The 26,979-nt window shown below is 72.5% G+C and carries 20 protein-coding genes; 7 read left to right on the top strand and 13 right to left on the bottom strand.

Annotation, left to right across the window (positions count from 1 at the left end; genetic code table 11):
• Positions 1-6: 6 nt before the first annotated feature.
• Genes OG338_RS28730 through OG338_RS28710 form a run of 5 tightly spaced genes read right to left on the bottom strand, consistent with a single transcriptional unit; the run spans position 7 to position 5,483 of the window.
• Complete coding sequence (locus OG338_RS28730; RefSeq protein ID WP_405940136.1) at positions 7-1,272, bottom strand: MFS transporter; 1,266 nt, start codon at positions 1,270-1,272, stop codon at positions 7-9.
• Positions 1,269-2,327: an enolase C-terminal domain-like protein gene (locus tag OG338_RS28725; RefSeq protein WP_405940135.1), complete on the bottom strand. Its 1,059-nt coding sequence runs from the start codon at positions 2,325-2,327 to the stop codon at positions 1,269-1,271. Before OG338_RS28725 ends, OG338_RS28730 begins: the two co-directional genes overlap by 4 nt.
• Entirely contained in the window at positions 2,324-3,391 is a 1,068-nt protein-coding gene (locus OG338_RS28720) for a PLP-dependent cysteine synthase family protein (protein ID WP_405940134.1), read from the bottom strand. The genes OG338_RS28725 and OG338_RS28720 overlap by 4 nt, the downstream gene beginning before the upstream one ends.
• Positions 3,388-4,230 carry a Rossmann-like domain-containing protein gene (locus OG338_RS28715; RefSeq protein WP_405940133.1) on the bottom strand — a complete coding sequence of 281 codons (843 nt, stop codon included), beginning with the start codon at positions 4,228-4,230 and terminating at the stop codon, positions 3,388-3,390. Before OG338_RS28715 ends, OG338_RS28720 begins: the two co-directional genes overlap by 4 nt.
• Positions 4,227-5,483: an ATP-grasp domain-containing protein gene (locus OG338_RS28710; protein ID WP_405940132.1), complete on the bottom strand. Its 1,257-nt coding sequence runs from the start codon at positions 5,481-5,483 to the stop codon at positions 4,227-4,229. Before OG338_RS28710 ends, OG338_RS28715 begins: the two co-directional genes overlap by 4 nt.
• Before the next feature lie 248 nt (positions 5,484-5,731).
• On the opposite strand from OG338_RS28710, the gene OG338_RS28705 reads away from it, so the two are divergent.
• Positions 5,732-7,030, top strand: a complete 1,299-nt coding sequence (locus OG338_RS28705) for a phosphoribosyltransferase family protein (RefSeq protein ID WP_405940131.1) — start codon at positions 5,732-5,734, stop codon at positions 7,028-7,030.
• 19 nt (positions 7,031-7,049) lie between these two features.
• Here the strand turns inward: OG338_RS28705 and OG338_RS28700 are convergent, their stop codons facing one another.
• Positions 7,050-7,490, bottom strand: coding sequence for a DUF2000 family protein (locus OG338_RS28700; RefSeq protein WP_405940130.1), 441 nt, complete (start codon positions 7,488-7,490; stop codon positions 7,050-7,052).
• A gap of 88 nt (positions 7,491-7,578) precedes the next feature.
• On the opposite strand from OG338_RS28700, the gene OG338_RS28695 reads away from it, so the two are divergent.
• Positions 7,579-8,382: an AraC family transcriptional regulator gene (locus OG338_RS28695; RefSeq protein WP_405940129.1), complete on the top strand. Its 804-nt coding sequence runs from the start codon at positions 7,579-7,581 to the stop codon at positions 8,380-8,382.
• Between the two features lie 7 nt (positions 8,383-8,389).
• Here the strand turns inward: OG338_RS28695 and OG338_RS28690 are convergent, their stop codons facing one another.
• From OG338_RS28690 to OG338_RS28680, 3 genes are all read right to left on the bottom strand, one after another.
• A complete protein-coding gene (locus tag OG338_RS28690; protein WP_405940553.1) occupies positions 8,390-8,899 on the bottom strand; it encodes a mycothiol transferase in 510 nt (169 codons plus the stop codon).
• Between the two features lie 96 nt (positions 8,900-8,995).
• Entirely contained in the window at positions 8,996-11,173 is a 2,178-nt protein-coding gene (locus OG338_RS28685) for a discoidin domain-containing protein (protein WP_405940128.1), read from the bottom strand.
• 135 nt (positions 11,174-11,308) lie between these two features.
• A complete protein-coding gene (locus tag OG338_RS28680) occupies positions 11,309-11,629 on the bottom strand; it encodes a YkvA family protein (protein ID WP_405940127.1) in 321 nt (106 codons plus the stop codon).
• Between the two features lie 217 nt (positions 11,630-11,846).
• Here OG338_RS28680 and OG338_RS28675 point away from each other — a divergent pair, with 217 nt between their 5' ends.
• Positions 11,847-13,904, top strand: a complete 2,058-nt coding sequence (locus tag OG338_RS28675; RefSeq protein ID WP_405940552.1) for a SpoIIE family protein phosphatase — start codon at positions 11,847-11,849, stop codon at positions 13,902-13,904.
• Positions 13,905-13,917: 13 nt separating this feature from the next.
• Here OG338_RS28675 and OG338_RS28670 read toward each other — a convergent pair whose 3' ends face one another.
• A complete protein-coding gene (locus tag OG338_RS28670; RefSeq protein ID WP_405940126.1) occupies positions 13,918-14,382 on the bottom strand; it encodes a hypothetical protein in 465 nt (154 codons plus the stop codon).
• A gap of 127 nt (positions 14,383-14,509) precedes the next feature.
• Here OG338_RS28670 and OG338_RS28665 point away from each other — a divergent pair, with 127 nt between their 5' ends.
• Positions 14,510-15,412: a carbohydrate kinase family protein gene (locus OG338_RS28665; protein ID WP_405940125.1), complete on the top strand. Its 903-nt coding sequence runs from the start codon at positions 14,510-14,512 to the stop codon at positions 15,410-15,412.
• A gap of 44 nt (positions 15,413-15,456) precedes the next feature.
• Here OG338_RS28665 and OG338_RS28660 read toward each other — a convergent pair whose 3' ends face one another.
• Complete coding sequence (locus tag OG338_RS28660; RefSeq protein WP_405940124.1) at positions 15,457-18,453, bottom strand: carbohydrate binding domain-containing protein; 2,997 nt, start codon at positions 18,451-18,453, stop codon at positions 15,457-15,459.
• 236 nt (positions 18,454-18,689) lie between these two features.
• Positions 18,690-19,289 (bottom strand): TetR/AcrR family transcriptional regulator, encoded by a 600-nt coding sequence (locus OG338_RS28655; protein ID WP_405940123.1) that lies wholly within the window; start codon positions 19,287-19,289, stop codon positions 18,690-18,692.
• Positions 19,290-19,439: 150 nt separating this feature from the next.
• Here OG338_RS28655 and OG338_RS28650 point away from each other — a divergent pair, with 150 nt between their 5' ends.
• Positions 19,440-21,731, top strand: a complete 2,292-nt coding sequence (locus tag OG338_RS28650) for a glycoside hydrolase family 3 N-terminal domain-containing protein (protein ID WP_405940122.1) — start codon at positions 19,440-19,442, stop codon at positions 21,729-21,731.
• Between the two features lie 42 nt (positions 21,732-21,773).
• On the opposite strand, the gene OG338_RS28645 is transcribed toward OG338_RS28650, so the two are convergent.
• Entirely contained in the window at positions 21,774-23,330 is a 1,557-nt protein-coding gene (locus OG338_RS28645; protein WP_405940121.1) for an MFS transporter, read from the bottom strand.
• A gap of 357 nt (positions 23,331-23,687) precedes the next feature.
• Here OG338_RS28645 and abc-f point away from each other — a divergent pair, with 357 nt between their 5' ends.
• Together abc-f and OG338_RS28635 are read left to right on the top strand one after the other, a co-directional pair.
• Positions 23,688-25,322, top strand: a complete 1,635-nt coding sequence (abc-f, locus tag OG338_RS28640) for a ribosomal protection-like ABC-F family protein (protein WP_405940120.1) — start codon at positions 23,688-23,690, stop codon at positions 25,320-25,322.
• Positions 25,319-26,929, top strand: a complete 1,611-nt coding sequence (locus tag OG338_RS28635) for an ABC-F family ATP-binding cassette domain-containing protein (protein WP_405940119.1) — start codon at positions 25,319-25,321, stop codon at positions 26,927-26,929. Before abc-f ends, OG338_RS28635 begins: the two co-directional genes overlap by 4 nt.
• Positions 26,930-26,979: the final 50 nt, after the last annotated feature.

The following is a 26,979-nucleotide window of genomic DNA, read 5'->3' as shown; positions in this document are numbered from 1 at the left end:
GCCTCCTCACGCCCGGGCCGGCAGGGGCGCCGGCGCGCCGGGCAGGGCCCCGGTGCGGTGCAGCCGGGCGACGGCGGCCGCCGAGGCGAGCCCGAGTGCGGCGCAGCACACCCATGGCAGCCAGCCGGCGCCCGTGCGCGCCCCGGTGTCCATCGCCCAGCCGACGGCGGCGTTGCCCAGGGCGGCCGCGATGCCGGAGACCACGTAGAAGACGCCGAAGTAGGTGCCGGTGAGCCTGGACCGGCCGAAGCCGGGGACCAGCTCCATCACGAAGGGCTGGGCGACCATCAGGCCGGTCTGGAGGAGCAGTGCACCGGCCAGTACGGGGAGCATGCGCAGTGCGGCGCCGGGCATGTCTCCCGGGTCGGCGCCCGGGCCGGAGGTCACGAGCAGGGGCGGTACGAAGGCCGCGGCCATCAGCGCGAGGCCGCAGCTGATCCAGCCCGCCCGGCTGCCCCGGCGTTGCAGCGTCCGGGTGATGCGCAGCTGGAACCCGAGCCCGGCGAGCGTCGCCACGACGAGGACCGGTCCTGCCGCGCCGTCCCACCCGGTGGCCCGGCGGGCGCCCTCGGGGAGCAGCAGATAGAGCTGGCTCTCCAGGGCGATCATCGCCACCATGGCCAGGGCGAACGCCATGAACGCCCGGTTCCCCACCACTTCGCGCCAGTCGGAGAGCACGCTCTCCTTCGCCGGGGCGGCGGCCTGTCCGGCGGGCAGCATCAGGGCCTGGGCGACGGTCAGGACCGCGAAGAGTCCGGCTGCCGTGAGGGCCGCGGCCCGGAAGTCGACGAGGAGGAGCGCGCTGCCGAGGAGGGGGCCGACGAGGGCGCCGGTCGTCGCGAACACGTTGAACAGGGCGAACGCCTCGGCCTTGCGCTCCCCCGCCTCCTGCGCGAGATAGGCGCGGACGGCCGGGTTGAACAGGGCGCCGGCCAGCCCGCTGAGCACGGAGGCCGCGAGCAGCACCGCCGTTCCGTCGCCGAGGGCGAACAGGCCGAAGCCCACGGTCCGCAGCGCGCAGCCGGTGATGATCACGCCCCGGGCGCCCAGCCGGTCCGCCGCCGAGCCGCCCAGGATGAAAAGCCCCTGCTGGCTGAGGTTGCGCACGCCGAGCACGGTGCCGACGGCGGCGGCGGACATACCGAGGTCGCGGCTCAGGTGGACGGCGAGGTAGGGGATGAGGAGGTAGAAGCCGGTGTTGACGCCGAGTTGGTTGACCAGCAGGAGGCGTACGGCCGGGCTGAAACTGCGGATCTCGCGCCAGGTCGTCACGGGCGCACCTCCGCCGTGGCGGGCGCCGGGCCCGGATGTACGCCGAGTCCCGGCCGCGCACTCGCGCGTACGGTGCCGTCGTCGCCGCCGATTCCGGTCCAGGGGTCGTGGGCGAGCAGGAGGTGGCCGTCCAGGTCGGTCCACCGGGCGCGGTCGGCGAGGTGGACGGCGGGGGCGATGCCGAGTGAGCTGGCGGTGAGACAGCCGAGCATGAGATCCGTTCCGCTTCCGGCGATGAGGGCGGCGATGCGCAGGGCCGCGCCGGGGCCGCCGCACTTGGCGAGCTTGACGTTGATGCCGTGGACCCGGCCGGCGAGGCGGCGGGCGTCCTCGAAGGAGACCGCGTCCTCGTCCGCGATCACCGGCAGCGGTGACCGTGCGGCGAGCCGGGCCAGCCCTTCGGGGTCCCCGGGCACGACGGGCTGTTCGACGGCCTCGACGCCCAGTTCGGCGAACCGCCCGAGCAGCCGGGGCGCGGCGGACCCGCTCCAGCCGCCGTTCGGATCGAGCAGCAGGCGTACGCCGGGGGCGGCGGCACGGACCGCGCGCACTCGTGCGATGTCGTCCTCCGGTTCCGCCGATCCGGCCTTGACCTTGAGGACCGTGAACCCCTGCTCCGCGAGGCGGGTGGCGAGGGCGGCGGCCCGGGCGGGCGTGGTGATGCCGATGGTCCGGGCGGTGGCGGCGGTGGGCGGGGCGGCGGCGCCGAGCAGCCGGTGCACGGGCTTCCCGGCGCGCCGGCCGGCGAGGTCGAGCAGCGCGGACTCCACGGCGGCGGTGACCGCCGGGGGCGTGGGGGTGGCGTCCTCGGGAAGTGCGGCGAGGGCGGTCTCGGGGTCGGGGAAGCGGGCGAGTGCGCGGGCGGACCGGTGCAGCCACTGGTGCAGGGCGCCGGTGTCCAGCCCGTAGTACACGCTGGTGACGGCTTCGCCGTGGCCGTGGAGTCCCTGGTGCTCGACGGACAGTTGGACGGCGTGCCGGGCGGTGGTGGTGGACCGGGAGATCCGCAGTGGCTCGGCGAGCCGGAGTTCCACGGTGCTGAGGGTGCACTTCATCGGCGCTCCCTGGGAGCGGTGACCGTGGTGCAGCGGGTCCAGCCGGTGGCCTCCGCAGCGCCGGGGTGGGAGATCTCGACGGGGCGGGTCGCGGGGGCACCCGTACGGAGGCCGTGCAGGGCGTTGAAGCCGTCGTCGAAGACGCTGCCGAGGTAGCGGTGCGGTCCGTCGGGGAAGACGGTGGCCACGACCGCGCCCGGGTGCACGCGGGCGGCCCAGGCCGCGACGAGGGCGACGGCCCCGGTGCTCCAGCCGCCGCTGACGAAGTTGCCCCTGGCGAGCCTGCGGCAGCTGTCGGCGGCCTCGGCCGGGCCGACCCAGTGCACCTCGTCGAAGCGGTCGTGGGCGACGTTGCGGGGATGGATGCTGCTGCCGAGGCCGCGCATGAGCCGGGGGCGGGCGGGCTGGCCGAAGATGGCCGAGCCGGTGGCGTCGACGCCGATCAGCCGCAGCGCGGGCCAGTGTCCGCGCAGCGAGGCGGCGGTGCCGGCGCTGTGTCCGCCGGTGCCGACGCTGCACACCAGCACGTCCACCCGGTCGAGCCGGCCGGCGATCTCGGCGGCGAGCGAGGCGTAACCGGCGGTGTTGTCGGGGTTGTTGTACTGGTCGGGCCAGTAGGCGTCCGGGAGTGCGGCCAGGATTTCACGGAGCCGGGCGAGCCGCGCGGCCTGCCAGCCGCCCTCCTCGGCCGGGCGGTCGACCATTTCGAGCCGGGCGCCGTGGGCGCGCAGCAACTGCCGCATGGACGGTTCGAGTTCGGTGTCGCCCACCAGGATCACCGGGTGGCCGAGTGCCTGGCCGGCGAAGGCGAGGCCGATGCCGAGTGTGCCGGACGTCGACTCCACGACCGGGGCGCCGGGGCGGAGTTCGCCGCGTTCCTCGGCCCCCTGGAGCATCGAGACGGCGGCGCGTGCCTTCATGCCGCCCACCCCGAAGCCTTCGAGCTTGGCCCAGAAGCCGGGGTGCGGGCAGGGCAGCGGCACGGTGATCCGGGCGAGCGGGGTGCGCCCGACCAGGCCGAGCAGTTCGCGGTTGCCGGCGGGGCGCAGGAGTGCCGTGGTCACCGGGTGCCTCCGTACTGGTGGATGGTGCCGGGGCCGCCGTCGAGCCAGAAGAAGGGGTACGGCTCCGCGGAGACGGCGGTGACCCCTGAGCCGATGAGCCGGGGCAGGACCGCGCTGCCCGTCTGGGCGAACATCACGAGGGGCTTGCCGTGGCGCAGGGCGTGGGTCCTGAGCTGTTCGAAGGTGCCGTTGCCGAGGGTCATTCCCGAGGCGAGGACGGCATCGCAGCGGGTGAGGTGGTCCGAGGCGTCGCCGCGTACCGGCTCGCCCCACTCCGTGGTGCCGTCCTTCAGATCGCAGGGCACGTACCGCAGTCCGCGCTCGCGCAGCGCCTCCAGGAGCGAGTTGACGACGCCGACGACGAGCACCGTGCGGCCGGGCGGCAGGCCGAGCAGGCCGACGACGGCGCGCGCCCTGGCCCGCGACTTCTCCAGCGAGCTGCCCGCGGGCAGCGGCAGGGGCAGGGCGCCCGAGGCGGGGCCGTGCGGCAGGGTGTGCATGAGGAAGGCGTCGAGCGCGGCGATCCGCACCGGCCTCAACGGGTGGGCGAGCAGCGTGGCGGTGTCGGTTCCGGCGCAGTCGTCGGCCGTGCCGTCCGGCAGTTCGCCCGGTTCGACGGCGCAGGAGCCGACGGCGGCGCCGATGCGCAGGCTCAGCACCTCGTTGCGGTAGCCGCCGGCCCGCCCCGTATGCCTGACGGACTGGCGGGTGGTGAACGCGGTGCTGACGCGGAGGGCCTTCGGGTCGTGCCCGTACGCGCCGGACAGGACACGGGAGACGAGCTCGTCGCACGAACCGGGGGCCGGGGCGGTGGTGGCGGTGGCGGTGTGCGCGGTCATCGGGACACCACCCGGGGGCGGAGGCCCGCCAGCAGTGCTTCCACGCGGGCGCGGGCGCCCGGCCCGTCGGTGTCGCCCGCCATCACATGTCCGAGGTAGCCGTTGTTGCTGCCCTCGGCGGTGACCCTGGTGCCGGGGGCGGCGAGGCTGAGCTCCAGCACGTCGTCGGCCTCGCCCATCATGTCGCCGCCGTCGATGCCGTCCAGCACTCCCCCGGTGGCGGGCACCAGGAAGCCGATGGCGGCGCTGCGCAGGCCGGTGTCGTGCGGCCGGAGATCCGGCTCCTCGCCGAGGGCCACGCTCACACAGGCGGCGGCGAGGTCGATGCCGGTCACATGCCGGACGAGTTCGGTGATGCGGTTGCCGGCCGGGCGGGGGTTGACCTCCACCACGCGGGGGCCGGTGGGCGTCAGTTTGATCTCGGTGTGCGCGACGACGCCGTCCAGGCCCAGCGCCTCGATCGCCCGGACCGCGGTGTCCCGGGCCGCTCGGGCGTCCTGTCCGGTGAGGGCCGCCGGGAACATGTGCCCGGTCTCCACGAAGGCCGGGGCGCCGCCGACGCTCTTGTCGGTCACCCCGATCACCCGGGTCCTGCCCCGGTGGGTGACGGTCTCGACGCTGACCTCGGGACCGTGCAACAGCTCCTCCAGCAGGACGACGGGGGCACGCCGCTGTCCCCGCGCGTTGACCGGGAAGCCGTCGAGGGCGCGGTGGGCGTCGGCGAGCTGGGCCTCGTCGTCCACGCGGCGCACCAGCATCCCCGCGCACAGGTCCACCGGCTTCACGACCAGCGGCAGCCCGATCCGTGCCGCCGCCTTGGCGGTGCCGGCCCAGTCGGCGCAGACCGCGTAGCGCGGTCCGGGCACTCCGGCACGGGCGAGGACGTCCCGGGTGGCGTCCTTGCGGCAGGCGTTCTCCATCGCCTCGGGGGCGGGGCCGGGCAGGCCGAGCCGGGCCGCGATACGGGCGGCGGCCGGCAGGTAGTAGTCGCAGGAGGAGACCACGGCGTCGAAACCCAGGGCCCGGTGGGCGCGTTCGGCGAACGGCAGCAGGCGGTCGGGGTCGTTGGTGGGGGCCGTCAGCACGTTCCGGGCCGAGAGCAGCGGGTGCCGGGTGCCCTCCGGCGCCGAGCGCAGGTAGTGGTGCAGATCGCGGGTGAGGAAGGTGAACTCGTGCCCGCCCTCCCGGATCGCTCTCGGCAACAGTCTGCTCATCGACCCGACCCAGCTCTCGACCATCAGCAGATGAGCCACGACTCCCCCTCTTTTACGCATGGTTGCGGGATTCCGGGCGCACGCCGGCAGATGGCCGGCAGGCTGCGCGCCCGACCCGGCATACGTTAACGACAATCGTTTTCATTGTCATCTAGCTGTCGGCATCCCCCGCGTTTCCGCCGATTTGCGCAGGCCCGGCGAGCGAGGTTGATTGGAATGAGGTACGTGCGCCGCCCGGCGCGAGACGGGTCGGCGCCGTGCGTGGTCCTCGATGTGGGGTGAGTCCCGTGCTGTTCGCCGACCGTCCGGACGCGGGCCGGCGGCTCGCCGAAGCCCTCCGGCCCCTCGCGCAGAGCGATCCCGTCGTGCTGGGCCTCCCGCGCGGCGGTGTGCCGGTCGCCTTCCGCGTCGCGCAGGAGCTCGGCGCCCCGCTCGACGTCATCGTGGTCCGCAAACTGGGCGTCCCGCGCCACCCGGAACTGGGCTTCGGGGCCATCGGGGAGGGCGGGGTCCGGATCATCAGCGACGACATCGTGCGCCGGGCCGGTGTGACGGACTCCGACATCGCGGCCGTCCAGGAGGCGGAGGAGGCCGAACTGAGCCGCCGGGCCCGCGAGTTCCGGGGCGACCGGCCGCGCGTCCCGCTCGCCGGGCGCACCGCGGTCGTGGTGGACGACGGGATCGCCACCGGCGCGACCGCGCTCGCCGCCTGCGCGGTGGCCCGGGCGCAGGGCGCCGCGCATGTGGTGCTGGCCGTGCCGGTCGCACCGCCGTCCGCCGCGGCCCGGCTGCGGAAGGAGGCGGACGAGCTGGTGTGCCTGTCCTCGCCGGCCGCGTTCTCGGCGGTGGGCGAGTGGTACCGGGACTTCGGCCAGACCCCGGACGAGGAGGTCGTCGCGCTGCTGGCCCGGGCCGCGCGGCAGACCGGGCCCCGGCTGACCAGCGACGTCCTGGTGGAGGCCGGCGGGGTCGACCTGCCGGGCACCCTCACCCCGGCCGGTGCCTCCGGGGCGCTCGTGGTGTTCGCCCACGGCTCCGGGAGCAGCCGGTACAGCCCGCGCAACCGGTCGGTCGCGGCGGCGCTGAACCGGGCCGGGCTCGGCACGCTGCTGTTCGACCTGCTCACCGCGGACGAGGAGGCGGAGGGCGGCCATGTCTTCGACATCTCGGCCCTCGCCGGCCGCCTGGTGGACGCCGCGGCCTGGGTGCGGGCCCATGCGCCCGGGCCCCTCGGCGTGTTCGGTGCCAGCACGGGCGCGGCCGCCGCGCTCCAGGCGGCGGCCGTGCTGGGTGCGGACCGGGACACGGGCATCGGGGCCGTCGTCTCGCGGGGCGGCCGGCCGGATCTGGCGGGCGCCCGCCTGGCCGAGGTCCGCTCGCCCACGCTGCTGCTCGTGGGGAGCCGGGACACCGAGGTGCTGGACCTGAACCGCCGGGCGCGGGCGGCGCTGCGCTGCGAGAGCCGGCTCGACGTGGTCCCGGGCGCGACGCACCTCTTCGAGGAGCCGGGCACGCTGGACGAGGTCGCCGAGCGGGCCCGCGCGTGGTTCCTGAGCCATCTGTCCGGCGCGGGGACCGGATCGTAAGGCCGGCCCCCTGTGCCGCTCAGCGGTGCATCGACGCGCCCTTGAGGATCTTGTCCACCGCGTTGCGGGGCCCGTGCACCGCGATCCCGACGAGGTCCAGCGAGTCCCGGTGCACGGCGCGCACCGCGGCGCGGTTGTCCCGGTCGTTGCCCGTCGCGAAGAGGTCCGAGGTGAACACGGAGAGCGCGACGCCCCGGCCGACGGCACGGGTGTGGGCGGTGGTCAGCATCTCCTTGGCACCCTCGAAGACCATGACCGGCTGGCGGAACATCGGCAGATACGGGGTGTCGTCCGCGTCGGTGTACGGCTCGCCGATCACCTCGGGGGCGACCGTGCCGAGACCGCTGACCAGGAAGGCGGTGACGTTCAGCCGCTGCCAGGTCTCCAGGTCGTCACGGAGCAGCACGGCGATCTTGGTGTCGAAGCGGACGGGGGCGGGGGCGGCGGTCTCGGCTGTCATGCCCCGAGCCTGCCGGGGCGCCCGGGGCCCGGTCTTGTACGAACTTTGCACGTCGGGGCGCGGCGACGGCCCGGCGTACGATCGGCGTATGGCCGCAGCACGTCCCGAGATCACCGCGTGGTCGCCGCCCGTGGAGGGGATCGCCGAGGTCTTCCACGCGCGTTTCACCGACCACGCCTACCCGATGCACACCCACGACGCCTGGACGCTGCTGGTCGTGGACGAGGGCATGGTGCGCTACGACCTGGACCACCACGAGCACGGTGTACTCACCCACACGGTGACGCTGCTGCCGCCGCACGTCCCGCACAACGGTGCGGCGGCCACCCCCGAGGGCTTCCGCAAACGCGTGCTGTATCTGGACACCGGCCAGGTGGACGAGCGGCTGATCGGCCGGGCGGTGGACCGGCCGGTGCTGCACGACCCGGCGCTGCGCAGCCGTATCGACCGCCTCCACCGCACACTCGCGGACCCGGGTGACGAGCTGGAGGCGGCGAGCCGGCTCGCCCTCGTCGCGGAACGGCTCGGACAGCATCTGGGCGACCGGGTCGGCTCGGCCCCGTACGTCCACGACGGCAGGATCGCGCACCGGCTTCGGGAACTGCTCGACGCGACGTATGTCGAGGGCATCACGCTCCAGGAGGCCGGTGCGCGGCTGCACGCCCATCACGCCCATCTGGTACGGGCGTTCAGCCGCGAGTTCGGGATGGCGCCGCACCAGTACGTCACCGGCAGGCGGGTCGATCTGGCGCGCCGGCTGCTGCTGCGCGGGGTCCCGGCGTCGGCGGTCGCCGCGTCGGCGGGTTTCTACGACCAGTCGCACCTGACCCGCCACTTCAAACGGATCGTGGGCACGGGCCCGGGCCACTACGCCCGTACGCGCGGCGTGTGAGCAGTCGCTAACGGCGCTCCAGCACGCCCCGGACGAACGCCGCCTGGCCCGCGTGCTGGAGGTCGTCCGACAGGACGCTGACCAGCCGCACCCCCAGGGTGACGGGCGGGTCCCACGCCTCGTCCACGACGCGGCCCAGCGCGTGGCCGTCCAGGCCGCGGAGGTAGCCGAGCGTGTTCTCGTGGACGGCGTCGTAGTAGCCGAGGAGCAGATCGGCCGAGCCCACGCGGACTGCGGCGACCTCCTTGCTGCTCTGCCCGTAGCCGGTGGCGCCGGCGGGGAGGGGAAGGCCGAAGCGGCCGGCCCAGTCCTGGGCGGTCCAGAGCTGTTCCGTGCCGGCCGCGTCCGCGATGTGGTCGTCCTGGACGCGGGTCAGATGCCAGACGAGCCAGGCGATCGAGTTGGCGTCGTCGTCGAGCCGGGCGTGGAGGGTGTCGGGGTCCAGGCCCTCGACGGCCGCGTGCACGGTCTCCCGGATGCGGGTGTACCCATCGGTCAGGATGTCGGTGACGTTCATGCGTTCAACCATGGCCGTTCCCCTTCCCCCTCACGGCCATCGACACGCATGGGGGCGGGCACCGGCGGGGTGGCCCCGCCGGTGCCCGCCCGGTCGTCAGCTGTAGACGCCGAACTCCCAGAGGGAGTAGCCCCACGCCGTGCCGCGCTGGGTGAGGTTGAGTTTCACATAGCGGGCGGTCTGCGCGATGTCGAGGTCGTCGGCGTCTCCGTCACCGGTGGTCGTGGTGTACACCGACCGCCAGGAGTCGCCGTCGTCTGAGACCAGCACCTCGTAGGACCTGGCGTACGCCGGGTCCCACACCAGCTGGAGGTGGCTGAAGGACTTCCGCTCGCCCAGGTCGACCTGGATGGACTGCGGGTCGCTCCAGTCGCTGGCCCACCGGGTGTCCAGCCGTCCGTCGGTCGCCATCGCCGCGGTGCAGGGGCAGCCGCTGCTGCCGGCCTGGGCGGAGCTGGCGGTGGCGGGGCGGCCGAGCGCGATGTTGGTGCCGCCGACCGGGGGCACCACGACCTTCACCGACTTGGTCTCGATGCCGGCGTTGCCGTGCCCGTCCTCGGCCTGGATGTACACCTTCCACACCCCGAGCCGCGCGGGCGCGGTCACCGCGAAGGTGCCGTTGCCGGTGGACCGCCAGGTGGCCTCCACCAGACCCTTGTCACCGGTGGCGTAGTTGCCGCTGAGGTAGATCTTGTACGTGACCGGGTCGTTGTCCGGGTCGCGGACGTCGGCCCGCACGGTGAACTCCTTGCCGGCGGGGGCGCCGCCGGCGTTCTGCACCGTCATGTTGCTGATGACTGGCGGGGTGTTGTCACCGGCGGTGGAGCCGCTGTACGCCTTCTTCAGCGCGTAGTACGAGAGCCGCTTCTTGCCGTCCGGCACCACGTTGAACCAGACGCCGCCGAAGTCGTGCTCGGTGCCGTAGTGGAAGAAGGTGGCGCCCAGCGCGACACCCTGGTGGGCGGTGACGCAGCTCCACGCCTTGGTGTAACCCTCGGCCTTCTGTACGTCGGTGGGCTCGTCCGGGACGCCGTTGGCGTCGTCCGGGACCTCCCACTCACCGGCCGGGCCGCCCTCGGTGATGATGTACGGCTTGGTGTAGCCGCCGTTCTCCCAGGTGTCGCGTACGGCGCAGATGTCGCCGTACGAGTTGACCGAGTAGAGGTCCAGGTCGGGGGCGTTGCGCTGGTAGTAGGGCCAGGCACCGGTCCAGGCGTCGGTGGAGGTCACCGGGTGGTCCGGGTCGATGGTGTGGATCTTCTTCGCGACGTCGTTGACGAAGGTGGTGTAGGCGTTGCGCTGCTTCTCCAGCTCGTCACCGCCGTAGCAGTTCTGAAGGCCGAGCACCGACTCGTTGCCGACGTTCCACATGAGCACACCGGGGTGGCTCTTGTACGTGTCCACCCACTTGGCGAACTCGGTGAGCGACGAGGACTTGTACGCGTCGTCGGTCAGGTAGTCGACGCAGCCGCCGCTTCCGGGGCCGCCGCCGGGCTGGAGCCAGAAGCCGCTGACCACGCGGATGCCGTTGGCCGCCGCCGCGTCGAGCAGCGGCTTGGAGGTGCCGTCGGTGCCCCAGGTCCGGATGGTGTTGACGCCCATGGACTTCAGGTCGGGCATGTAGCGCGCCGCGTCGTTGACGGACGGGCCCCAGGTCAGTCCCTTGACCTGGTACGGCTTGCCGTCGACGGTGAGCTGCCAGTTGCCCTGCGAACCGGTGACGCGGACGGCCCCGCCGGTACCGGGGTCCGGGTTCGTGGCGCCGGTGGTGCCGTACACCTGGAACTCCCACAGGGAGTAGCCGTAGCCGCCGGCGCGGGCGGTGCCGTTCATCCTGACGTAGCGCCCGGAACCGCTGACCGCGAGGTCGTCGGTGCCGCCGTCGCCGTCGGTGACGGTCTTCAGGGTGCGCCAGTCGGAACCGTTGTCGGACGCCTGGATCTCGTACGCCTTGCCGAAGGCGGACTCCCAGGTCAGGACGACCCTGCTGAGGTCGGCGGTGGCGCCCAGGTCGACCTGGAGCCACTGGGGGTCGCTCCACTCGCTGGCCCAGCGCGTTCCGGTGAGGTTGCCGTCCACGGCGGCCGAGGCCGCGTAGCCGGCGCCCTCGGACGAGGACGCGGTGGCGGTCTTGCCCTGCGAAAGCAGGGACTCCGCGGCCCGGGCGCCGGGTGCGGTCAGCATGACCAGCGACGAGGCGACGAGGGCGAGAAGGGTGATCAGCAGCGTGCCCGCGCGGGGTCTCGCGGGCAGGGCTGAACCGGCTCTGTGCACATTCTCTCCTGGCGGAAGAGTGCGGGACGGGGCCCCGCGGCGGGTTGGGAGAGCGCTCTCCCAGGAGAGTGACGTGTACTCGTCCAGCTGTCAACGATCAGGACGTGCCCGGTTTACCGGAAGGTGCGCGAAGGGCTACGGAACGAGGTTCCGCCCGGTCTCCGCCGGGTGCTCCGGGCGGCCGCCGATCCCCGCGGTCCGCGCCGCCGTGTGCAGCGAGCGCAGAGCCAGCAGGAGGAACCCGATGTCATCGAGATAGACCGGGTCGGGCAGCAGGTCGACCGGCGACACGGTGTACAGCACCGCCGCCCAGACCAGCGCCTTGCTGTGCAGCGGGACACCCGCGTCCACCAGCAGTTTCCTGGCCTTCAGGACCCGGACCAGGAGGACGCCGACGGCGGCCGGCATGAGCAGCACGAGGGCCGCGCCGACGATGATCCAAGCTTTGGTGTCCATGCTTCATCCTGCCTCATCCAAAGCGGTCGCGTTCGCCTCGGTACGCTGCGGGTGACCGGCATTTCGTCCCCGAATCCCCGGTGGCCCCTCCTTCGCGGCCTCTTCACCTACCGCGAAGCTGCGGGGGCGGCGGCTCAGGGGCGATCATGGGAGACGGCGGGCCTGCGTCGGGCACGGTGACGGCTGGGAAGGATCGTCCGTGGGCGGCACTGATGACATGCGGATCGGCTGGGGCGAGGCCCGCCGGGCGGGCGCGCGCCGGTCGGCCGAGAGCGGTCTGCTCGACGTCCTCGGGGTCGCCGCGCTCGTCCTGGACACCGAGGGCCGGATCGTCCTGTGGAGCCCGCAGGCGGAACGGCTGCTGGGGTATTCCGCCGAGGAGGCGCTGGGCGAGTTCGCCGCCCGGGTGCTGGTCGACGAGGAGCACTTCGAGCTGGTGCTGCGTCTGTTCGGCGAGGTGATGAGCAGCGGCGAGGCATGGGCCGGGGTCTTCCCCGTACGGCACAAGGACGGCACCACCCGGCTGCTGGAGTTCCGCAACATGCGGTTGCAGGACGACCGGGGCGACTTCTACGCGCTGGGGCTGGCGGCCGACGGAGACGTGCTGCGCCGGCTGGAGCGGGATCTGGCGCTGTCGGTGGGCCTGGTCGACCAGTCGCCGATCGGCCTCGCGGTGCTGGGCCCCGATCTGCGGTTCATGTCCGCGAACGCCGCGCTGGAGCGGATGGACGGCCTGAGCGCCGCCGAGCACCTGGGGCGGCCGGTGGGCGAGGCCCTGTCGTTCCTGGGCCAGGACGGCCTGGAGGCGGCCGCGCGGGAGGTCCTGGACAGCGGTGTCCCGCAGGTGTCACGCCAGGTGGTGGGCCGCTCCCCCGCCGCGCCGGACGACGACCGCGCCTGGTCGGTGTCGCTGTACCGGCTCGACGACTCCGCGGGGCGGGTGCTCGGCATCGCCGTGTCGCTGATCGATGTCACCGACCGGTACCGCGCGGCGGCCGAGGCGGAGCGGGCCCGGCAGCATCTCGCGCTGATCGCCGACGCGTCGGTGCGCATCGGCACCACGCTCGACCTGGAGCAGACGGCCCTGGAGCTGGCCGAGGTCACCGTGCCGCAGCTCGCCGACGTCGCCGCGGTGGACGTGCTGGACAGCGTCCTCAAGGGGCGCCCCGGGCCGACGGACGGCCCGCTGCTCATCCGGGCCCTCGCCGTCGTCGCGGCCCGGCCGACGCCCGTGGTGGAGGCGGCCGACCCGACGGGCCGGGCCGCCCGGTACGACGCCGACCGCCTCGTCACCCGCTGTGTGCGGACGGCCCGGCCGGTGCGGGTGCCGCGTCTGGACGCGGAGCAGCTGGCGCGGGTGGCCCGGGACGAGCGGTCGGCCGCCCTGCTCGCCGAGGCCGGTGCGCATTCGTATCTGGCGGTGCCGCTGATCGCGCGGGGCGAGGTGCTGGGAGCGATCGACCTGATCAGGACGGACAACCCGCTGCCGTTCACGGCGGAGGACGAGGCGCTGGCCGCGGAGCTGGCGGCCCGGGCCGCGGTCGGCATCGACAATGCCCGGCTCTACCGCCAGCAGCAGGAGACCGCGCTCACCCTTCAGCGCAGCATGCTGCCGCGCAACCATCACGACCCGGTGGGCCTGGACGTGGTGTCCCGCTACCGGCCGGCCGCCTCACGGTACGAGGTCGGCGGCGACTGGTTCGACGTGATCGGGCTGCGTGACGGCGGCACCGCGCTGGTGGTGGGCGATGTGATGGGCAGCGGGATCAACGCGGCGACCACGATGGGCCGGCTGCGCACCGCCACCCAGACCCTGTCCCGGCTCTCCCTGGAGCCCGCCGAGGTGCTGGGTCACCTGGACGAGATCACCGCCGGCCTGGACCCGTGGTTCGCCACCTGTGTCTACGCCGCTTACGACCCGGGGGCCGGGCGGTGCCGGGTGTCCACGGCCGGGCATCTGCCGCCGGTGCTGATCCCGGAGGGCGGTGAGCCGGTGCTGCTCGATCTGCCGGCCGGGGCGCCGCTGGGGGTGGGCGGGGTGCCGTTCAGCGATGTCACGGTCCCGCTCGGCCCGGGCGACCGGCTGGTCCTCTACACGGACGGCCTGGTGGAGACGCGGGACGACGACATCGACAGCCGGCTGGCGAGGCTGCTGGGGCTGTTGCGTACGCCGGACGTGTCGCTCGACGCGACGTGCGACCGGCTGCTGCGCGAGCTGCGGGACCCGGACGGACACGACGACGTGGCGCTGCTGATGGCCCGGGTCCACGCGTGACGGTGGCCCGGGGTCAGCGCGAGCACCCGCGCCGGGTGCGGCACTTCGGGGTGGTGCGCCCGGCGCAGGAGCCGCCGGCGCCGAGGAAGCCGAGGCCGATGCCCAGCATCCAGGAGTCCTTGGCGAGCGCGGTCCCGTCCTGCGTCGGCCGCAGGCTGCCCGGTTCCCGCATGCCGGGGGTGCGCAGATAGAGGCCGACGAGGCCGCCGGAGAACCCGGTGAGGGCGAGTCCGGCGAGCCGGGTCGGCACGACCGGGGTCAGCAGCGCTGCGCCGACGGCGATCTCGGACCAGGCGAGCAACCGGGTGAACCGACCGGGTTCCAGCTTGCCGAGGAACGGATAGGCGTTGCTGGCCATCCCGTGCAGCCCCTGGGCGGTCCCCTCGTCGGCCTTGAGCTTGCCGAGGCCGGAGTTGAGGATGAAAGCGCCGGTGGCGAGGCGCGGCGGGATGTCGCGCGGTTCGGGCAACAGCTTCATGGCGTGAGCCTCCATGGCACAGGTCGTCGGCCCCCGGTCGAGCCTAGCCAGCGGGTGTCCCGGGCGCGCGTCGAGCGGCCGGCGGGTGGGCGATACTGGGCGCGGCGGGAACACGAGAGGGGGCTCAGTGGTCCAACGGCAAACGGAGTACGACGTCGTGGTGGTCGGCGGCAGCGGGGTGGACACGATCGTCCGCGTCGACGCCCTGCCGGTCCCGCAGGCCGACGCGGTGATGGTCGGCCCGATCCGGGAGTGGCCCGGCCAGACCGGCGGCAACGTGGCGCTCGGCGCCCGCGCGCTGGGGCTCGACGTGGCGTTCCTGGACTGCATCGGTGACGACTGGACCGGTGGTCAGGTGCGCGAGCGTCTGGCGAAGGGCGATGTGGAGTTCCACGCGGTGATCTCGCCGGCCGGGACCCGGCGCGCGGTGAATCTGGTGGACGCCACGGGCCGTCGGATGTCGTTCTACGACGCCCGGGACCCGGAGGATCTGCGGATGCCCCGGGAGTTCTATCTGCCCCATCTGCGCCGGGCCCGCCATGTCCATCTGTCGATCACGCACTTCGCCCGGTTCCTGTACGACGACATCGAGGAGCTGGGGGTGCCGGTCTCCACGGATCTGCACGACTGGGACGGGCTGAGCGAGCATCAGCGGGAGTTCGCGCTCCGGTCCGATCTGGTGTTCTTCAGCGCGGCGACGACCGGGGAGCGGGCGCCCGCGCTGATGCGGGAGATCCTGCGCGAGGGCCGGGCCGGGGCGGTGGTGGCGACGGCCGGCGCGGAGGGTGCGTACCTCCTGACGCGCGACGGCGGCGACGAGCCGGTGCGTGTTCCCCCGGTGGTACCGCCGGCGCCGGTGGTCGATTCCAACGGGGCGGGCGACGCGTTCGTCACCGGCTTCCTGTACGGCAGGTTCGACGGGCGTGCGCCCGCCGAGTGTGCCCGGCTGGGGTCGGTGGCGGGTGCCTTCGCGTGTACGGCTCCGGGCTCGACGGCCATGATCGGCCGGGCGGAGCTGCTGGGCATGTGACGGTGTGGGGGTGCCCCGGCAGCCGGGGCACCCCCACATCCGGGCTACTTCAGGTAGGGGCCCGCGGTGCCGATCTTTCCTGGGCCGTTGAGCACGTACACGCGCATGTTGCCCTTGCCGGGGGCGTCGACGGTCAGCTTTCCGTCGCTGACGACCTGGGTGTCACCGGTGACGGCGTCCTTGTAGGTGCCGTTGGGGATGCCGGTGTACGAGGCGCCGCCCGTGACGGTGACCAGGGCGAAGCTGTCGGTCGTACCGCTGGTGTAGCGGCGCTTGTACGCCATCTGGCCCGTGATGCCCTCCGTGGAGTACTGGCCCATTTGCAGGGCGGGGACGGCGCGGCGGATCTGGTTGAGCCGCTGGAGGTGCTTCACCAGGGGCTGGGCGAGGGTGTTCGCGACCTCACCGGAGGCGGAGTCGACCTGCGAGAACTCGGAGGCGGTGACGCTGCCCGCGAGGTGGTCGCCGTAGTAGGCGCGGCCGGTGGTGGCGAGCGGGCAGGTGGGGCCGCAGTCGATCTGCTTGCCGGCCTGGAATTCGATCTCCGATCCGTAGTAGAGGGTCGGGATGCCGCGGAAGGTCCACATCAGGGCCATGTTCTCGGCCCAGGCGTCGGTGCCTCCGGCGTAGCGTTCGCTGCTCTTGTTGGGCCCGTAGTCGTGGCTGTCGACGTAGACGACGTTGTAGGTGGCGTCGTTGGTGGAGTCGTCGGAGTCCTTGCCGTTGTTGAACGCGTTGGTGGCGTCACCGAAGTTCATGTGCATGCGCATGTCGATGATGTTCATGCCGGAGAACTCGCTGTGGTCCGGGGTGTGGTAGCTGTTGCCGTCCAGGAACGCGTTGGTCGAGGTCGGCTGGTTGCCGGTGCCGAGCTGCTCCTCGTAGTCGTACATCTCCAGCGCGGCCTTGGCGTCGTCGGCGTCGTACTCCTTGCGTTCCTTCCAGGTGAAGAACTGCGCCGAGTGGTTGACCGAGCCGCGGTTCCACTTGTCGTTGACGAAGGCGCCGACCTCGCCGAAGACGAGGAAGTTCTTCGCGGCCTCGGCGCCGAACTGCTGGGTGACCCGCTCCTGGATCGCGGGCAGGAAGCGGCGGTTCCAGGTGGTGCGCGGGATGTGCACCGCGGTGTCGATGCGGAAGCCGTCCACGCCCATGTCGATGTACTTGTCGTAGGCGCCGATCAGGTAGTTCTGCACCGGTGCGGATTCGGTGTTGAAGTCGGCCAGGTCCTCGTGCAGCCAGCAGGAGCGGGAGTCCTCGCCCTCCCAGTTGCCGAGCCAGCAGGTGTGGTAGTACTCCTTCGGGAACATGCCCGATGTGGGGTTGGGCCACTGGCAGTTGTAGATGGTGTAGCCCTCGGCGGACTTGCCGCCGGTGGGCTTGCCCCAGTTGAGGCAGGTGTTTCCGGCGGGTTCGGCGGTGGACCACAGGTCGCCGTTGTAGTAGGACTTGCCGCTCTTGGATTCGACGGTGAGCCCGTCGTATTCGAAGCCCTCGTTCTTCTCGTCGTAGTACCAGCTCCACTGCGTGTCGCGGACGCCGTAGACGGTGGGCGTGAAGAGGCCCTTGGCGCCCCAGCGCGAGGAGTGGTTGTAGACGACGTCCTGGTAGATCTTGATGCCCTTGGCGTGGGCGGCGTTGATGAGGTCCTGGTAGGAGGCTCCGGCGGACTCCAGGCGGGGGTCGACCTTGTAGAAGTCGTATCCGTGGTAGCCGTGGTAGTCGTAGTCGGACCGGTTCAGGACGACCGGGGTGATCCAGATGGCCGAGAAGCCGAGCCCCTTGATGTAGTCCAGCTTGTTGACCAGGCCCTTGAAGTCCCCCCGGAACATGGGGTCGTTGTTGGCCGCGTTGCCGGACTTGACGTCCTGGCTGCCGCCCCGGTTGTTGCTCGCGTCGCCGTCGTTGAAGCGGGCGGTGAGGACGAAGTAGATCGGGTCCTTGCGGGGGTCGGTGCCGAGCGGTGTGCCCTGGGCGGCCGCCGGGGGTTTGTCACCGGTGGTCGCCTTGGCGGGCGCGGAAGCGGCGGAGGTGTTGCCCGCCGCGTCGATCGCCTTGACGGTGTAGGTGTAGGCGGTGTGCTCCTCCAGGCCCGATTCGGAGAGCACGGTGGAGGTCACATCGGTGACGACGCTGCCCTTGGTACCGCCCGTGCGAGTGACCTGATACCTGGTCACCTCGGTGTTGTCCGTGGAGGGTTCCCAGCTCAGGACGACCGCGACGCCGTCGGCCTTCGCGGTCACTCCGCTCGGCACGGTGGGCGCCTCGGTGTCGGCCGGTTCGTCGGCGCACGGGTCGTCGGCGTCCTCGGCGACCACACGGTCCTTCACGGTGCTGAGGCCGGCCGGGATGGTGTAGTCGCCGCCGTTGTTGTTGTCCCAGACGCCGTTGCCGTTGTTGAACGCGGCCTGCATCGAGGTGGCGGTTCCGAGGTCGACCGTCTTCTTCACCCAGCCGGTGCAGGCCGGTTCCATGCCGACACCGGGCACGGTGGTCCAGGAGCCGCCCGCGGGCTGGTAGTGGAGGTTGGTGGTCGTCCAGCCGACGGTGGCGGTGGAGTAGTACACCGAGGCGGTGTGCGCCTCGTCCGTCGGGGTGGGGCTCGGGTCGGGGTCACCGGCGTCCGCGCACGGGTCGCTGTGGGCGACGACCCCGTCCTTGACGGTGATGTTCCCGCTGCCCAGGTCGTAGTTGGCGCCCCCGTTGTTGTCCCAGACGCCCGAGCCGTTGTTGAAGGTCGCCTGGATGCCCTCGGCGCCGGAGAGCGGGACGGTCTTCTTGACCCAGTCGGTGCAGGCGGCCTCCATGGCCACCCCGGGCACCGTGGTCCAGGAGCCGCCGTCGGGGGCGTAATGCAGGTTGTAGGCGGCCCAGTTCTTCGTTTTGGTGTAGTAGAAGACCGTGGTCGTCGTGTCGGAGGCCGCGACGGGCCGTGCGTCGAGGCCGGTGTCCGGCAGCGCGGTGAGCAGCCCGCACACCGCGGCGGCGGCAGCGGCGGACGCCAGGGTGCGTCTCAGCAACCGGTGGGCGTTGCGTTTCATGGTGTCTCCAGGGAAGGGCCACGGCGGCGGCGAAGCCGTGGCGTCCGAAGCGCGGGAGGTGGGGCCCGCGCCGTCCCGCCGGAGACCCTGACGCGCCTCAAGGTCCGAGCGAGCTTGTAAATCAAGCCGGAATTTTGCTGCAATCTCTTGCAGCAAGGGAAGTTACCGGCACATGACAAGCCCGTAAAGAGGTGCGGGGCACCCGTCTCGCGATGCCCGTCGCCTCCGCTCTCCGCTCAGAGCGGCACCGTCAACTGCGCCTGCACATGCGCGTACAGCACCCCGGCCATATCGGTCTCACCGTCGCCGAGCAGCCACTGGACCTGGAGTCCGTCCATCAGCGCGATGAGCTGCTGCGCCGCCTCCCGCGGGTCGATGCCCTCGCGCAGCACGCCCTTCTCGCGCGCCTCGGCGTACGAGACGGCCGTGGACCGGACCGAGCAGCGGTACCGCTCCACGAAGTAGGCGTGGGCCGGGTGGTCGGCGGAGGTGGCCTCGGCGGAGAGCACGCAGAACAGCTCGACTATGCCGCGCCGCTCGGCGTTGAGCGCCGCGAGCCCGACCAGCCGGCGCAGCCGGTCGACGCCGGTCGGGCGGCCCGCCTCCAGCCACTGGCCGTCCACCGCGTCGCGGTGTTCCAGGACGGCGAGCAGCAGGGATTCCTTGGTCGGGAAGTGGTGCAGCAGTCCGGGATGTGAGATGCCGCAGCGGGTGGCGATCACCCGCAGCGAGGCGCCCCGGTAGCCGGCCTCACCGAACATGGCCATGGCCTGGTCGAGGATCTCCCCGCGTTTGGCCCGGCCCTTCGCGTATCCACGCCGCTCTTCGCCGGTCATCGCGCACACTCCCCGGTCGTCTCGGCAGGCCCCGCCGCGTATGTTCGCATCCTACTTACTTACCACTAGGTTGGTATTCGGCGTACGGTGGTGCCCGGAGCGCACAGCCTCCGCATACAGAACGTCGCCGACGTCGTGAAAGGACCTCCCGTGGGCTCCTCCCTGCCCTATCTCGACCCCCGCCTGTCCATCGCGGAGCGCGTCTCCGACCTGCTGGGCCGGATGACGCTGCCCGAGAAGGTCGGCCAGATGCTCCAGCTGAACGGCAAGGACGGGGTACGGCAGCACATCGAGGACATGCACGCGGGCTCGATCCTGCACGCCTCGCCCGAGCGCGTCCTGGAGGCTGCCGAGCTGACCCGGCGCACCCGGCTCGGCATCCCGCTCCTGGTCGCCGAGGACTGCATCCACGGGCACTCCTTCTGGGAGGGCGCCACCATCTTCCCGACGCAGCTGGGCATGGCCGCGAGCTGGGACGCGGAGCTGCTGGAGCGGGTGGCGCGGGCGACCGCCGTCGAGGTGGCCGCGACCGGTGTGCACTGGACGTTCTCGCCGGTGCTGTGCATCACCCGGGACCTGCGCTGGGGCCGGGTCAGCGAGACGTTCGGCGAGGACCCGCACCTCATCGGCGAGCTGGCGTCGGCGATGGTGCGCGGCTACCAGGGCGACGGGCTGGACGACCCGACGGCGATCCTGGCCTGCGCCAAGCACTTCGCGGGCTACTCCGAGACCCAGGGCGGCCGGGACGCGAGCGAGGCCGACATCTCGCGCCGCAAGCTGCGTTCCTGGTTCCTGCCGCCGTTCGAGCGGGTCGCCAAGGAGGGCTGCCGTACGTTCATGCTGGGCTACCAGTCGATGGACGGCGTCCCCGTCACCGTCAACAACTGGCTGCTCAACGAGGTGCTGCGCGGCGAGTGGGGCTACACCGGCACACTGGTGACCGACTGGGACAACGTCGGGCGCATGGTGTGGGAGCAGAAGGTGTACGCCGACCACACCCAGGCCGCGGCCGCGGCGGTCCGGGCGGGCAACGACATGGTGATGACCACGCCCGACTTCTTCGAGGGCGCGCAGCAGGCCGTGGCGACCGGGCGGCTCGCCGAGGAGGACGTCGACGCGGCGGTCGCACGCATCCTCACGCTCAAGTTCGAGCTGGGCCTCTTCGAGAACCCACGCCACCCCGACCGGGACCGGCAGCAGGCGGTCATCGGCAGCGCCGGGCACGCCGAGCTGAACCTGGAGGTGGCCCGCCGCTCGCTGGTCCTGCTGGCCAACGACGGCGCCCTGCCGCTGGACGGCGGCTTCGCGGCCGGGGCGGACGGCCGGGCGGTCGCGGACGCCGGGGCGGCCCCGCGTACGGTCGCCGTGATCGGCCCCAACGCCGATGACGCGCAGACCCAGCTCGGCGACTGGGCGGGCTCCTCCGGTCAGGCGGACTGGCTGCCGGACGGTCAGCCGCGTGCCATGATCCGTACCGTCCTCGACGGCTTCCGGGAGCAGGTGCCCGCCGGCTGGACCGTCACCCACGCGCGCGGCGCCGACATCCTGACGGTGGGCCCGGACCCGGAGGGCGAGTTCTTCCCGGACGGGCAGCCGCGCCCCGAGATCGTCGTCCCGTGCGAGCCGTCCGAGGAGCTGATCGCGGAGGCGGTCGCCGCCGCCGAGGCCGCCGACCATGTCGTCGCCGTCGTGGGCGACCGCATCGAGCTGATCGGTGAGGGGCGCTCGACCGCGACCCTGGAGCTGATCGGCGGGCAGATCGCGCTGCTGGACGCGCTCGCCGCGACGGGCAAGCCGTTCACCTTGGTCGTCATCGCCTCCAAGCCGTTGGTGCTGCCGCCGTCCGCGTACCGCGCGTCGGCGATCGTGTACGCGTTCAACCCGGGCATGCAGGGCGGCCGCGCGGTGGCCGAGCTGGCCCTCGGCCTCATCGAGCCGTCCGGCCGGCTGCCCGTGTCCTTCGCACGCCACGCCGGGCAGCAGCCCACGTACTACAACCAGCTGCGCGGCCAGCACGGTTCGCGGTACGCGGACCTGACGCAGCGGCCCGCGTTCGCGTTCGGCGAGGGGCTGAGCTACACGACCGTCGCCTACACGGACCTGGAGGTGCTGACCGACGTCCTGGGCGCGGGCGACACCCTGCGGGCGCGCGTCACCGTGAGCAACACCGGCGGACGCCCCGCGCTGGAGACCGTACAGGCGTACGTGAGTGACCTGGTGACGTCCGTGACGTGGGCGGAGAAGGAGCTGAAGACCTACCGGCAGATCCGGCTGGCCCCGGGCGAGTCGCGCGAGGTGACGATCGAGCTGCCGGTGGCCGCGTGCGGACTGGTGGACGCCGAGGGGCGGCGGGTCGTGGAGCCGGGGGCCTTCGAGCTGCTGGTCGGGTCGTCGTCGCGCGACGACGACCTGCTGCGGGCGGGCTTCACCGTCAAGGGCTGAGGGGTCGCGGAGGCGGTCGGGCGGGAGCGGTGCGGCGGATGTTCAGGCGCCCGGCCGGCCGCTCCCGCTTCCGCTTCCGCGCAGCCGTTCCAGGTCCGAGGGGCGGACCTGGATGACGAGCAGCGCGATCAGCGCGGCGGCGACGGCGAAGGCCGCTGCGGCCAGGAACGCGGTGGAGACGCCCGATGCCAGGACCTGGTCGCCCCAGGGGCTGGGCAGCTGCCCCGTCCTGCGGAACTGCGCGAGCTGCGCCGGTGTCGCCTCGGCCATGAACTTGGGCACCTGGTCGGTCGCCTCGTTGCGGCTGGCCGTACCGAAGACGGTGACCAGGATGGACAGGCCGAGCGATCCGCCCACCTGCTGCGTGGTGTTGAGGATTCCGGAGGCCGCGCCCGATTCGTGTGGCGCGACGCCGGAGAGCGCCATCAGCGTCAGCGAGACGAATTGCAGGCCCATGCCGAGCCCGAACACCAGCACCGGGCCCAGCAGACTGCCCAGATACGAGCTGTGGACGTCGGTCTGTGTGAGCCAGCCGAGCCCGATCGCCGCGAGGACCGCGCCGGTCACCATGAAGGGCTTGGGTCCGAACTTCGGCAGCAGCTTCGAGGTGAATCCGGCGCCGATCGCGATGATGACGCTGACCGGCAGGAAGGCGAGGCCCGTGCGCAGCGGGCTGAAGCCGAGGATGTTCTGTACGAACAGGGTCAGGAAGAAGAACATCCCGAACATCGCCGCCGCGAGGCTCAGCATGATCCCGTAGGTACCGGCGCGGTTGCGGTCGCGGAACATCCACAGCGGGGTGATGGGCTGCCGGGACCGGCTCTCGTTGACGATGAACAGTCCGAGCAGCACGACCGCCGCGGCGAACGCGACCAGGGTCAGGGTGTCGCTCCAGCCCTCCTCCGAGGCGCGGATGAACCCGTAGACGAGGCTCACCATGCCCAGCGTCGCCGTGAGGGCGCCCAGGATGTCGAAGTGGCCCGGGTGGCGCTCGGACTCCTGGATGTAGCGGCGGGTCGCCAGCACGATCAGCGCACCGATGGGCACGTTGACGAAGAAGATCCACCGCCAGTCCAGCCACTCGACCAGCACGCCTCCCGCGAGCAGTCCGATGGCGCTGCCGCCCGCCGAGACGGCCGCGAACACGCCGAACGCCCTGTTGCGGGCGGGGCCTTCGTGGAACGTCGTGGTGATGAGGGCGAGCGCGGTCGGTGATGCGATGGCGCCGCCGACGCCCTGGAGGGAGCGGGCGGCGAGCAGCTGCCAGGATTCCTGGGCGAGTCCGCCGAGCAGGGAGGCGATGACGAAGAGGGCGACACCGGTCATGAAGACCCGGCGCCGCCCGAGGATGTCACCGATCCGCCCGCCGAGCAGCAGCAGGCCGCCGAAGGTGAGGGTGTAGGCGTTGACCACCCAGGACAGGTTTTCGGTGGAGAAGCCGAGGGATGTCTGGATGTGCGGCAGGGCGATGTTCACGATGGTGATGTCGAGGACCACCATCAGCTGGCACGAGCAGATGACCAGCAGGGCTATCGTGCCGCCGCGGTCCCTCCGGGGGGTTGCGGTGGCCTGCGCGGGTGTCGCGTGGGAGCCGGTCATGGGTTCGTCGCCGCTTGTGCGGGGAGTGAACGCGGTCGTTCACTCCCCCGACGTTAGACCCGGGTGAGGGCCGTCGCCAATCGATCTCCGGTCCCGGCCGACCGGAATCGGGAGGCCGTGCGAGCGAGCCGGCTGTTAGCATCGATGACGCTGTCCAGCGTGTGACGAGGCATGCGACGGCGTGCGACGAGGAGACCGGACATGGCAGGCGACGACGACATCTCCGGGTGATCCCGGAGCCCCATAGCCGCAGCGGGCGCCCAGGGCGCCACCGCAGTGGCCATGTCGTTGTTCCCTCAGACCATCTCACCGGGGCCGTGGTGTCTGCCGTCCCCGGATTCACACGCGAGGTCCCGTATGTCCGACGCATCCGTCATCTGCTCGAACCTCTCCTTCTCCTGGCCGGACGACACCCCGGTCTTCTCCGGCCTGTCCTTCAGCGTGGGCAGCGGCCGCACCGGTCTCGTCGCCCCCAACGGGTCCGGGAAGAGCACGCTGCTCAAGCTGCTCGCCGGTGAGCTGCGGCCGGCCGCCGGTTCCGTCACCGTCGACGGCACCCTCGGCTGTCTCCCGCAGAGCCTCCCTCTGACCGGTGACCTGTCGGTCTCCGAGGTCCTGGGCGTCGACGCGGTGATCCGCGCGCTGGACGCCGTGGAGTCCGGGGACGTGGACGAGAAGCACTTCGCGGTCATCGGCGACGACTGGGACATCGAGGAACGCACCCGCGCCCAGCTCGACCGGCTCGGTCTCGAAGGCATCGCCCTGGACCGCGGCATCGGTACGCTCAGCGGCGGGCAGGCCGTCTCGCTCGGCCTCGCGGCCCAGCTGCTGAAACGGCCGGACGTCCTGCTCCTCGACGAGCCGACGAACAACCTCGATCTCGACGCACGGCTCCGCCTCTACGACACCCTGGAGTCGTGGAACGGCACGCTGCTGCTCGTCAGCCACGACCGCGCGCTCCTGGACCGCATGGACCGCATCGCGGAACTCGGCACCTCGGAACTGCGGCTGTACGGCGGAAACTTCACGGCGTACGAGGAGGCCGTGCGGGCCGAGCGGGAGGTGGCCGAGAAGAACGTCCGCAACGCGGAGCAGGAGCTGAGGCGGGAGAAGCGCGAGATGCAGCAGGCCCGTGAGCGGGCCGAGCGGCGGGCGAGCAACGCGGCCCGCAACCTCAAGAACGCGGGCCTGCCCCGCATCTTCGCCGGGAACATGAAGCGCGGCGCCCAGGAGGCCGCCGGCAGGTCCGGCCAGACGCACGCCGCCCGGGTCGGCGAGGCACAGGCCCGCCTGGACGAGGCGGGGCGTGCGGTACGTGACGAGCAGCGCATCACGCTCGATCTGCCGGACACCGATGTGCCGGCCGGCCGCACCGTGCTCCTCGCCGAGGGGCTGCGGGTGCGCCTCGGCGGCCGGGAGCAGTTCGCCGGCGAGGGCGTCTCTCTGACGATCCGGGGTCCCGAGCGCATCGCGCTGACCGGGCCCAACGGCGCGGGCAAGAGCACCCTGCTGCGGCTGGTCAACGGGGACCTGGAGCCGGACGGCGGCTCGGTCCGGCGGGCCGACGGGCGCATCGCGTATCTCTCGCAACGCCTCGATCTGCTCGACCTCGGGCGCACGGTGGCCGAGAACTTCGCCGCGTACGCCCCGCACCGGGAGGAGGCCGAGCGGATGAACCTGCTCGCGCGCTTCCTCTTCCGCGGAGACCGGGCCCAGCTGCCGGTCGGCGTGCTGTCGGGCGGCGAGCGGCTGCGGGCCACCCTGGCCTGCGTGCTGTGCGCGGAACCGGCCCCGCAGCTGCTGCTCCTGGACGAGCCGACGAACAACCTGGACCTGGTGAGCGCCGGCCAGCTGGAGAGCGCGCTCGCTTCGTACCGGGGCGCGTTCGTGGTGGTCAGCCATGACGAACGGTTCCTGGAGCGGATCGGCGTCGGCCGGTGGCTGCGGCTGGCGGACGGGGAGCTGCGGGAGACGGGGGGACCGGAAGCATGAGCCGCGCTCTCCTCGCCCACGACCTGGTCCGCGTCCTCGGCACGAAGCGTGTCCTGGACGGGGTTTCGCTCACCGCGTCGCCCGGCGACCGCATCGGCCTCATCGGTGAGAACGGTGTCGGCAAATCGACACTCCTGCGGCTGCTCGCCGGGGTGGACGAACCGGACGCCGGGCAGGTGACCCGCCCTGCCGATGTGGGGTTCCTGCACCAGGAGCTGCCGTTCGACGCGGACTCCACCCTCGCGGGCGTCCTGGACGACGCCCTGCGCGAGGCCCGGGCCGATCTCACCGAGCTGGACCGGCTCTCCGGTCTGCTCTCCCGTACGCCGGAGGACTCTCCGGAGCACGCGCGGCTCCTGGAGACGTACGGCGGACGCCTCGAACGGGCGGAGGAGCGGGAGGTCTGGGACGCCGACCGGCGGGCGGCCGTCGTGCTCGGCGGGCTCGGGCTCGGCTCCCTGCCGCTCGGGCGGACGATCCGCTCGCTCTCGGGCGGGCAGCGCGGCCGGCTGGCGCTCGCCGCGCTGCTGGTGCGCCGGCCGGCCTGCCTGCTTCTGGACGAACCGACCAACCATCTGGACGACGAGGCCGCCGCGTTCGTGGAGGAGCAGCTGCGGTCGATGCCGGGGCCCGTGGTGCTCGCCGGCCACGACCGGGCGTTCCTGGACGCCGTCTGCACGGACCTGATCGATCTCGATCCGGCGGTCGACGGGCCCGTACGGTACGGCGGCGGGTACAGCGCGTACCTGGCGGAGAAGCGGGCGGAGCGGGCCCGGTGGGAGCGCCGGTACGCGGAGGAGCAGGAGGAGATCGGGGAGCTGCGCCGGTCGGCGGCGGTGACCGCGCGCCAGGTCGCACCCGACCGGGGGCCCCGCGACAGCGAGAAGATGGGGTACGGGCTGCGGGCGGGCCGGGTGCAGAGCCAGATCGCGCGCCGGGTCTGCAACGCCACCCGCCGGCTGGACGAGGCGGAGCGCCGCCAGGTCGCCGAGCCACCAGGTCCGCTGAGGTTCCGTCACCCGGAGCGGGCCGAGCCGTCCGAGCCGGGCACGCTGGTGTCGCTGCGCGGGGTGCGCTTCCCCGGCCGGCTGGCCGTCGACCGGCTCGACGTCGGGGCGTCCGACCGCCTGCTGGTGACGGGCGGCAACGGTACGGGGAAGTCGACGCTGATCGCGGTGCTCGCGGGCCGCCCGGTGGCGGCCGGTGAGGTGGTCCGGCGGCCGGGTCTTTCCGTCGGGGTGCTCGCGCAGGACAGCGTGTTCGCCCGGCCGGACCGTACCGTCGGCGACACCTATGTACGGGTGCTGGGCGCCGACCGGGCGGAGCTGGTGCCGTTGCTCTCGCTCGGGCTGCTGCGCGAGGCGGACCTGGGCAAGGAGGTGCGGCAGCTGTCGGCGGGTCAGCGGCGCAGGCTCGCGCTCGCACTGCTGATGGCCCGCCCGCCGGCACTGCTGCTCCTTGACGAGCCGACCAACCACCTCTCCCCCGCGCTGTGCGACGAGTTGGAGGAGGCGCTGGGCCCGGGGCCGGGCGCGATCGTGGTCGCCAGCCACGACCGCTGGCTGCGGCGGCGCTGGCGGGGGCGTGAGGTGCGGCTGGGGGTTTAGGGCGTGTTCCCCGCTCGCGGGACGCGGTCCGGGCTGATCGGCAGTTCGCG

This window comes from Streptomyces sp. NBC_00726, from assembly GCF_045161735.1.
Taxonomy (GTDB): domain Bacteria; phylum Actinomycetota; class Actinomycetes; order Streptomycetales; family Streptomycetaceae; genus Streptomyces.
This window is presented reverse-complemented; position numbering and strand designations above follow the sequence as displayed.

Excerpts from the sequence above, each read along its gene's own strand:
- OG338_RS28725 (WP_405940135.1), bottom strand. The coding sequence starts at position 2,327 with ATGAAGTGCACCCTCAGCACCGTGGAACTCCGGCTCGCCGAGCCACTG.
- OG338_RS28715 (WP_405940133.1), bottom strand. The coding sequence starts at position 4,230 with ATGACCGCGCACACCGCCACCGCCACCACCGCCCCGGCCCCCGGTTCG.
- OG338_RS28700 (WP_405940130.1), bottom strand. The coding sequence starts at position 7,490 with ATGACAGCCGAGACCGCCGCCCCCGCCCCCGTCCGCTTCGACACCAAG.
- OG338_RS28695 (WP_405940129.1), top strand. The coding sequence starts at position 7,579 with ATGGCCGCAGCACGTCCCGAGATCACCGCGTGGTCGCCGCCCGTGGAG.
- OG338_RS28690 (WP_405940553.1), bottom strand. The coding sequence starts at position 8,899 with ATGAACGTCACCGACATCCTGACCGATGGGTACACCCGCATCCGGGAG.
- OG338_RS28680 (WP_405940127.1), bottom strand. The coding sequence starts at position 11,629 with ATGGACACCAAAGCTTGGATCATCGTCGGCGCGGCCCTCGTGCTGCTC.
- OG338_RS28675 (WP_405940552.1), top strand. The coding sequence starts at position 11,847 with ATGCGGATCGGCTGGGGCGAGGCCCGCCGGGCGGGCGCGCGCCGGTCG.
- OG338_RS28670 (WP_405940126.1), bottom strand. The coding sequence starts at position 14,382 with ATGAAGCTGTTGCCCGAACCGCGCGACATCCCGCCGCGCCTCGCCACC.
- OG338_RS28660 (WP_405940124.1), bottom strand. The coding sequence starts at position 18,453 with ATGAAACGCAACGCCCACCGGTTGCTGAGACGCACCCTGGCGTCCGCC.
- OG338_RS28655 (WP_405940123.1), bottom strand. The coding sequence starts at position 19,289 with ATGACCGGCGAAGAGCGGCGTGGATACGCGAAGGGCCGGGCCAAACGC.
- OG338_RS28645 (WP_405940121.1), bottom strand. The coding sequence starts at position 23,330 with ATGACCGGCTCCCACGCGACACCCGCGCAGGCCACCGCAACCCCCCGG.
- abc-f (WP_405940120.1), top strand. The coding sequence starts at position 23,688 with ATGTCCGACGCATCCGTCATCTGCTCGAACCTCTCCTTCTCCTGGCCG.
- OG338_RS28635 (WP_405940119.1), top strand. The coding sequence starts at position 25,319 with ATGAGCCGCGCTCTCCTCGCCCACGACCTGGTCCGCGTCCTCGGCACG.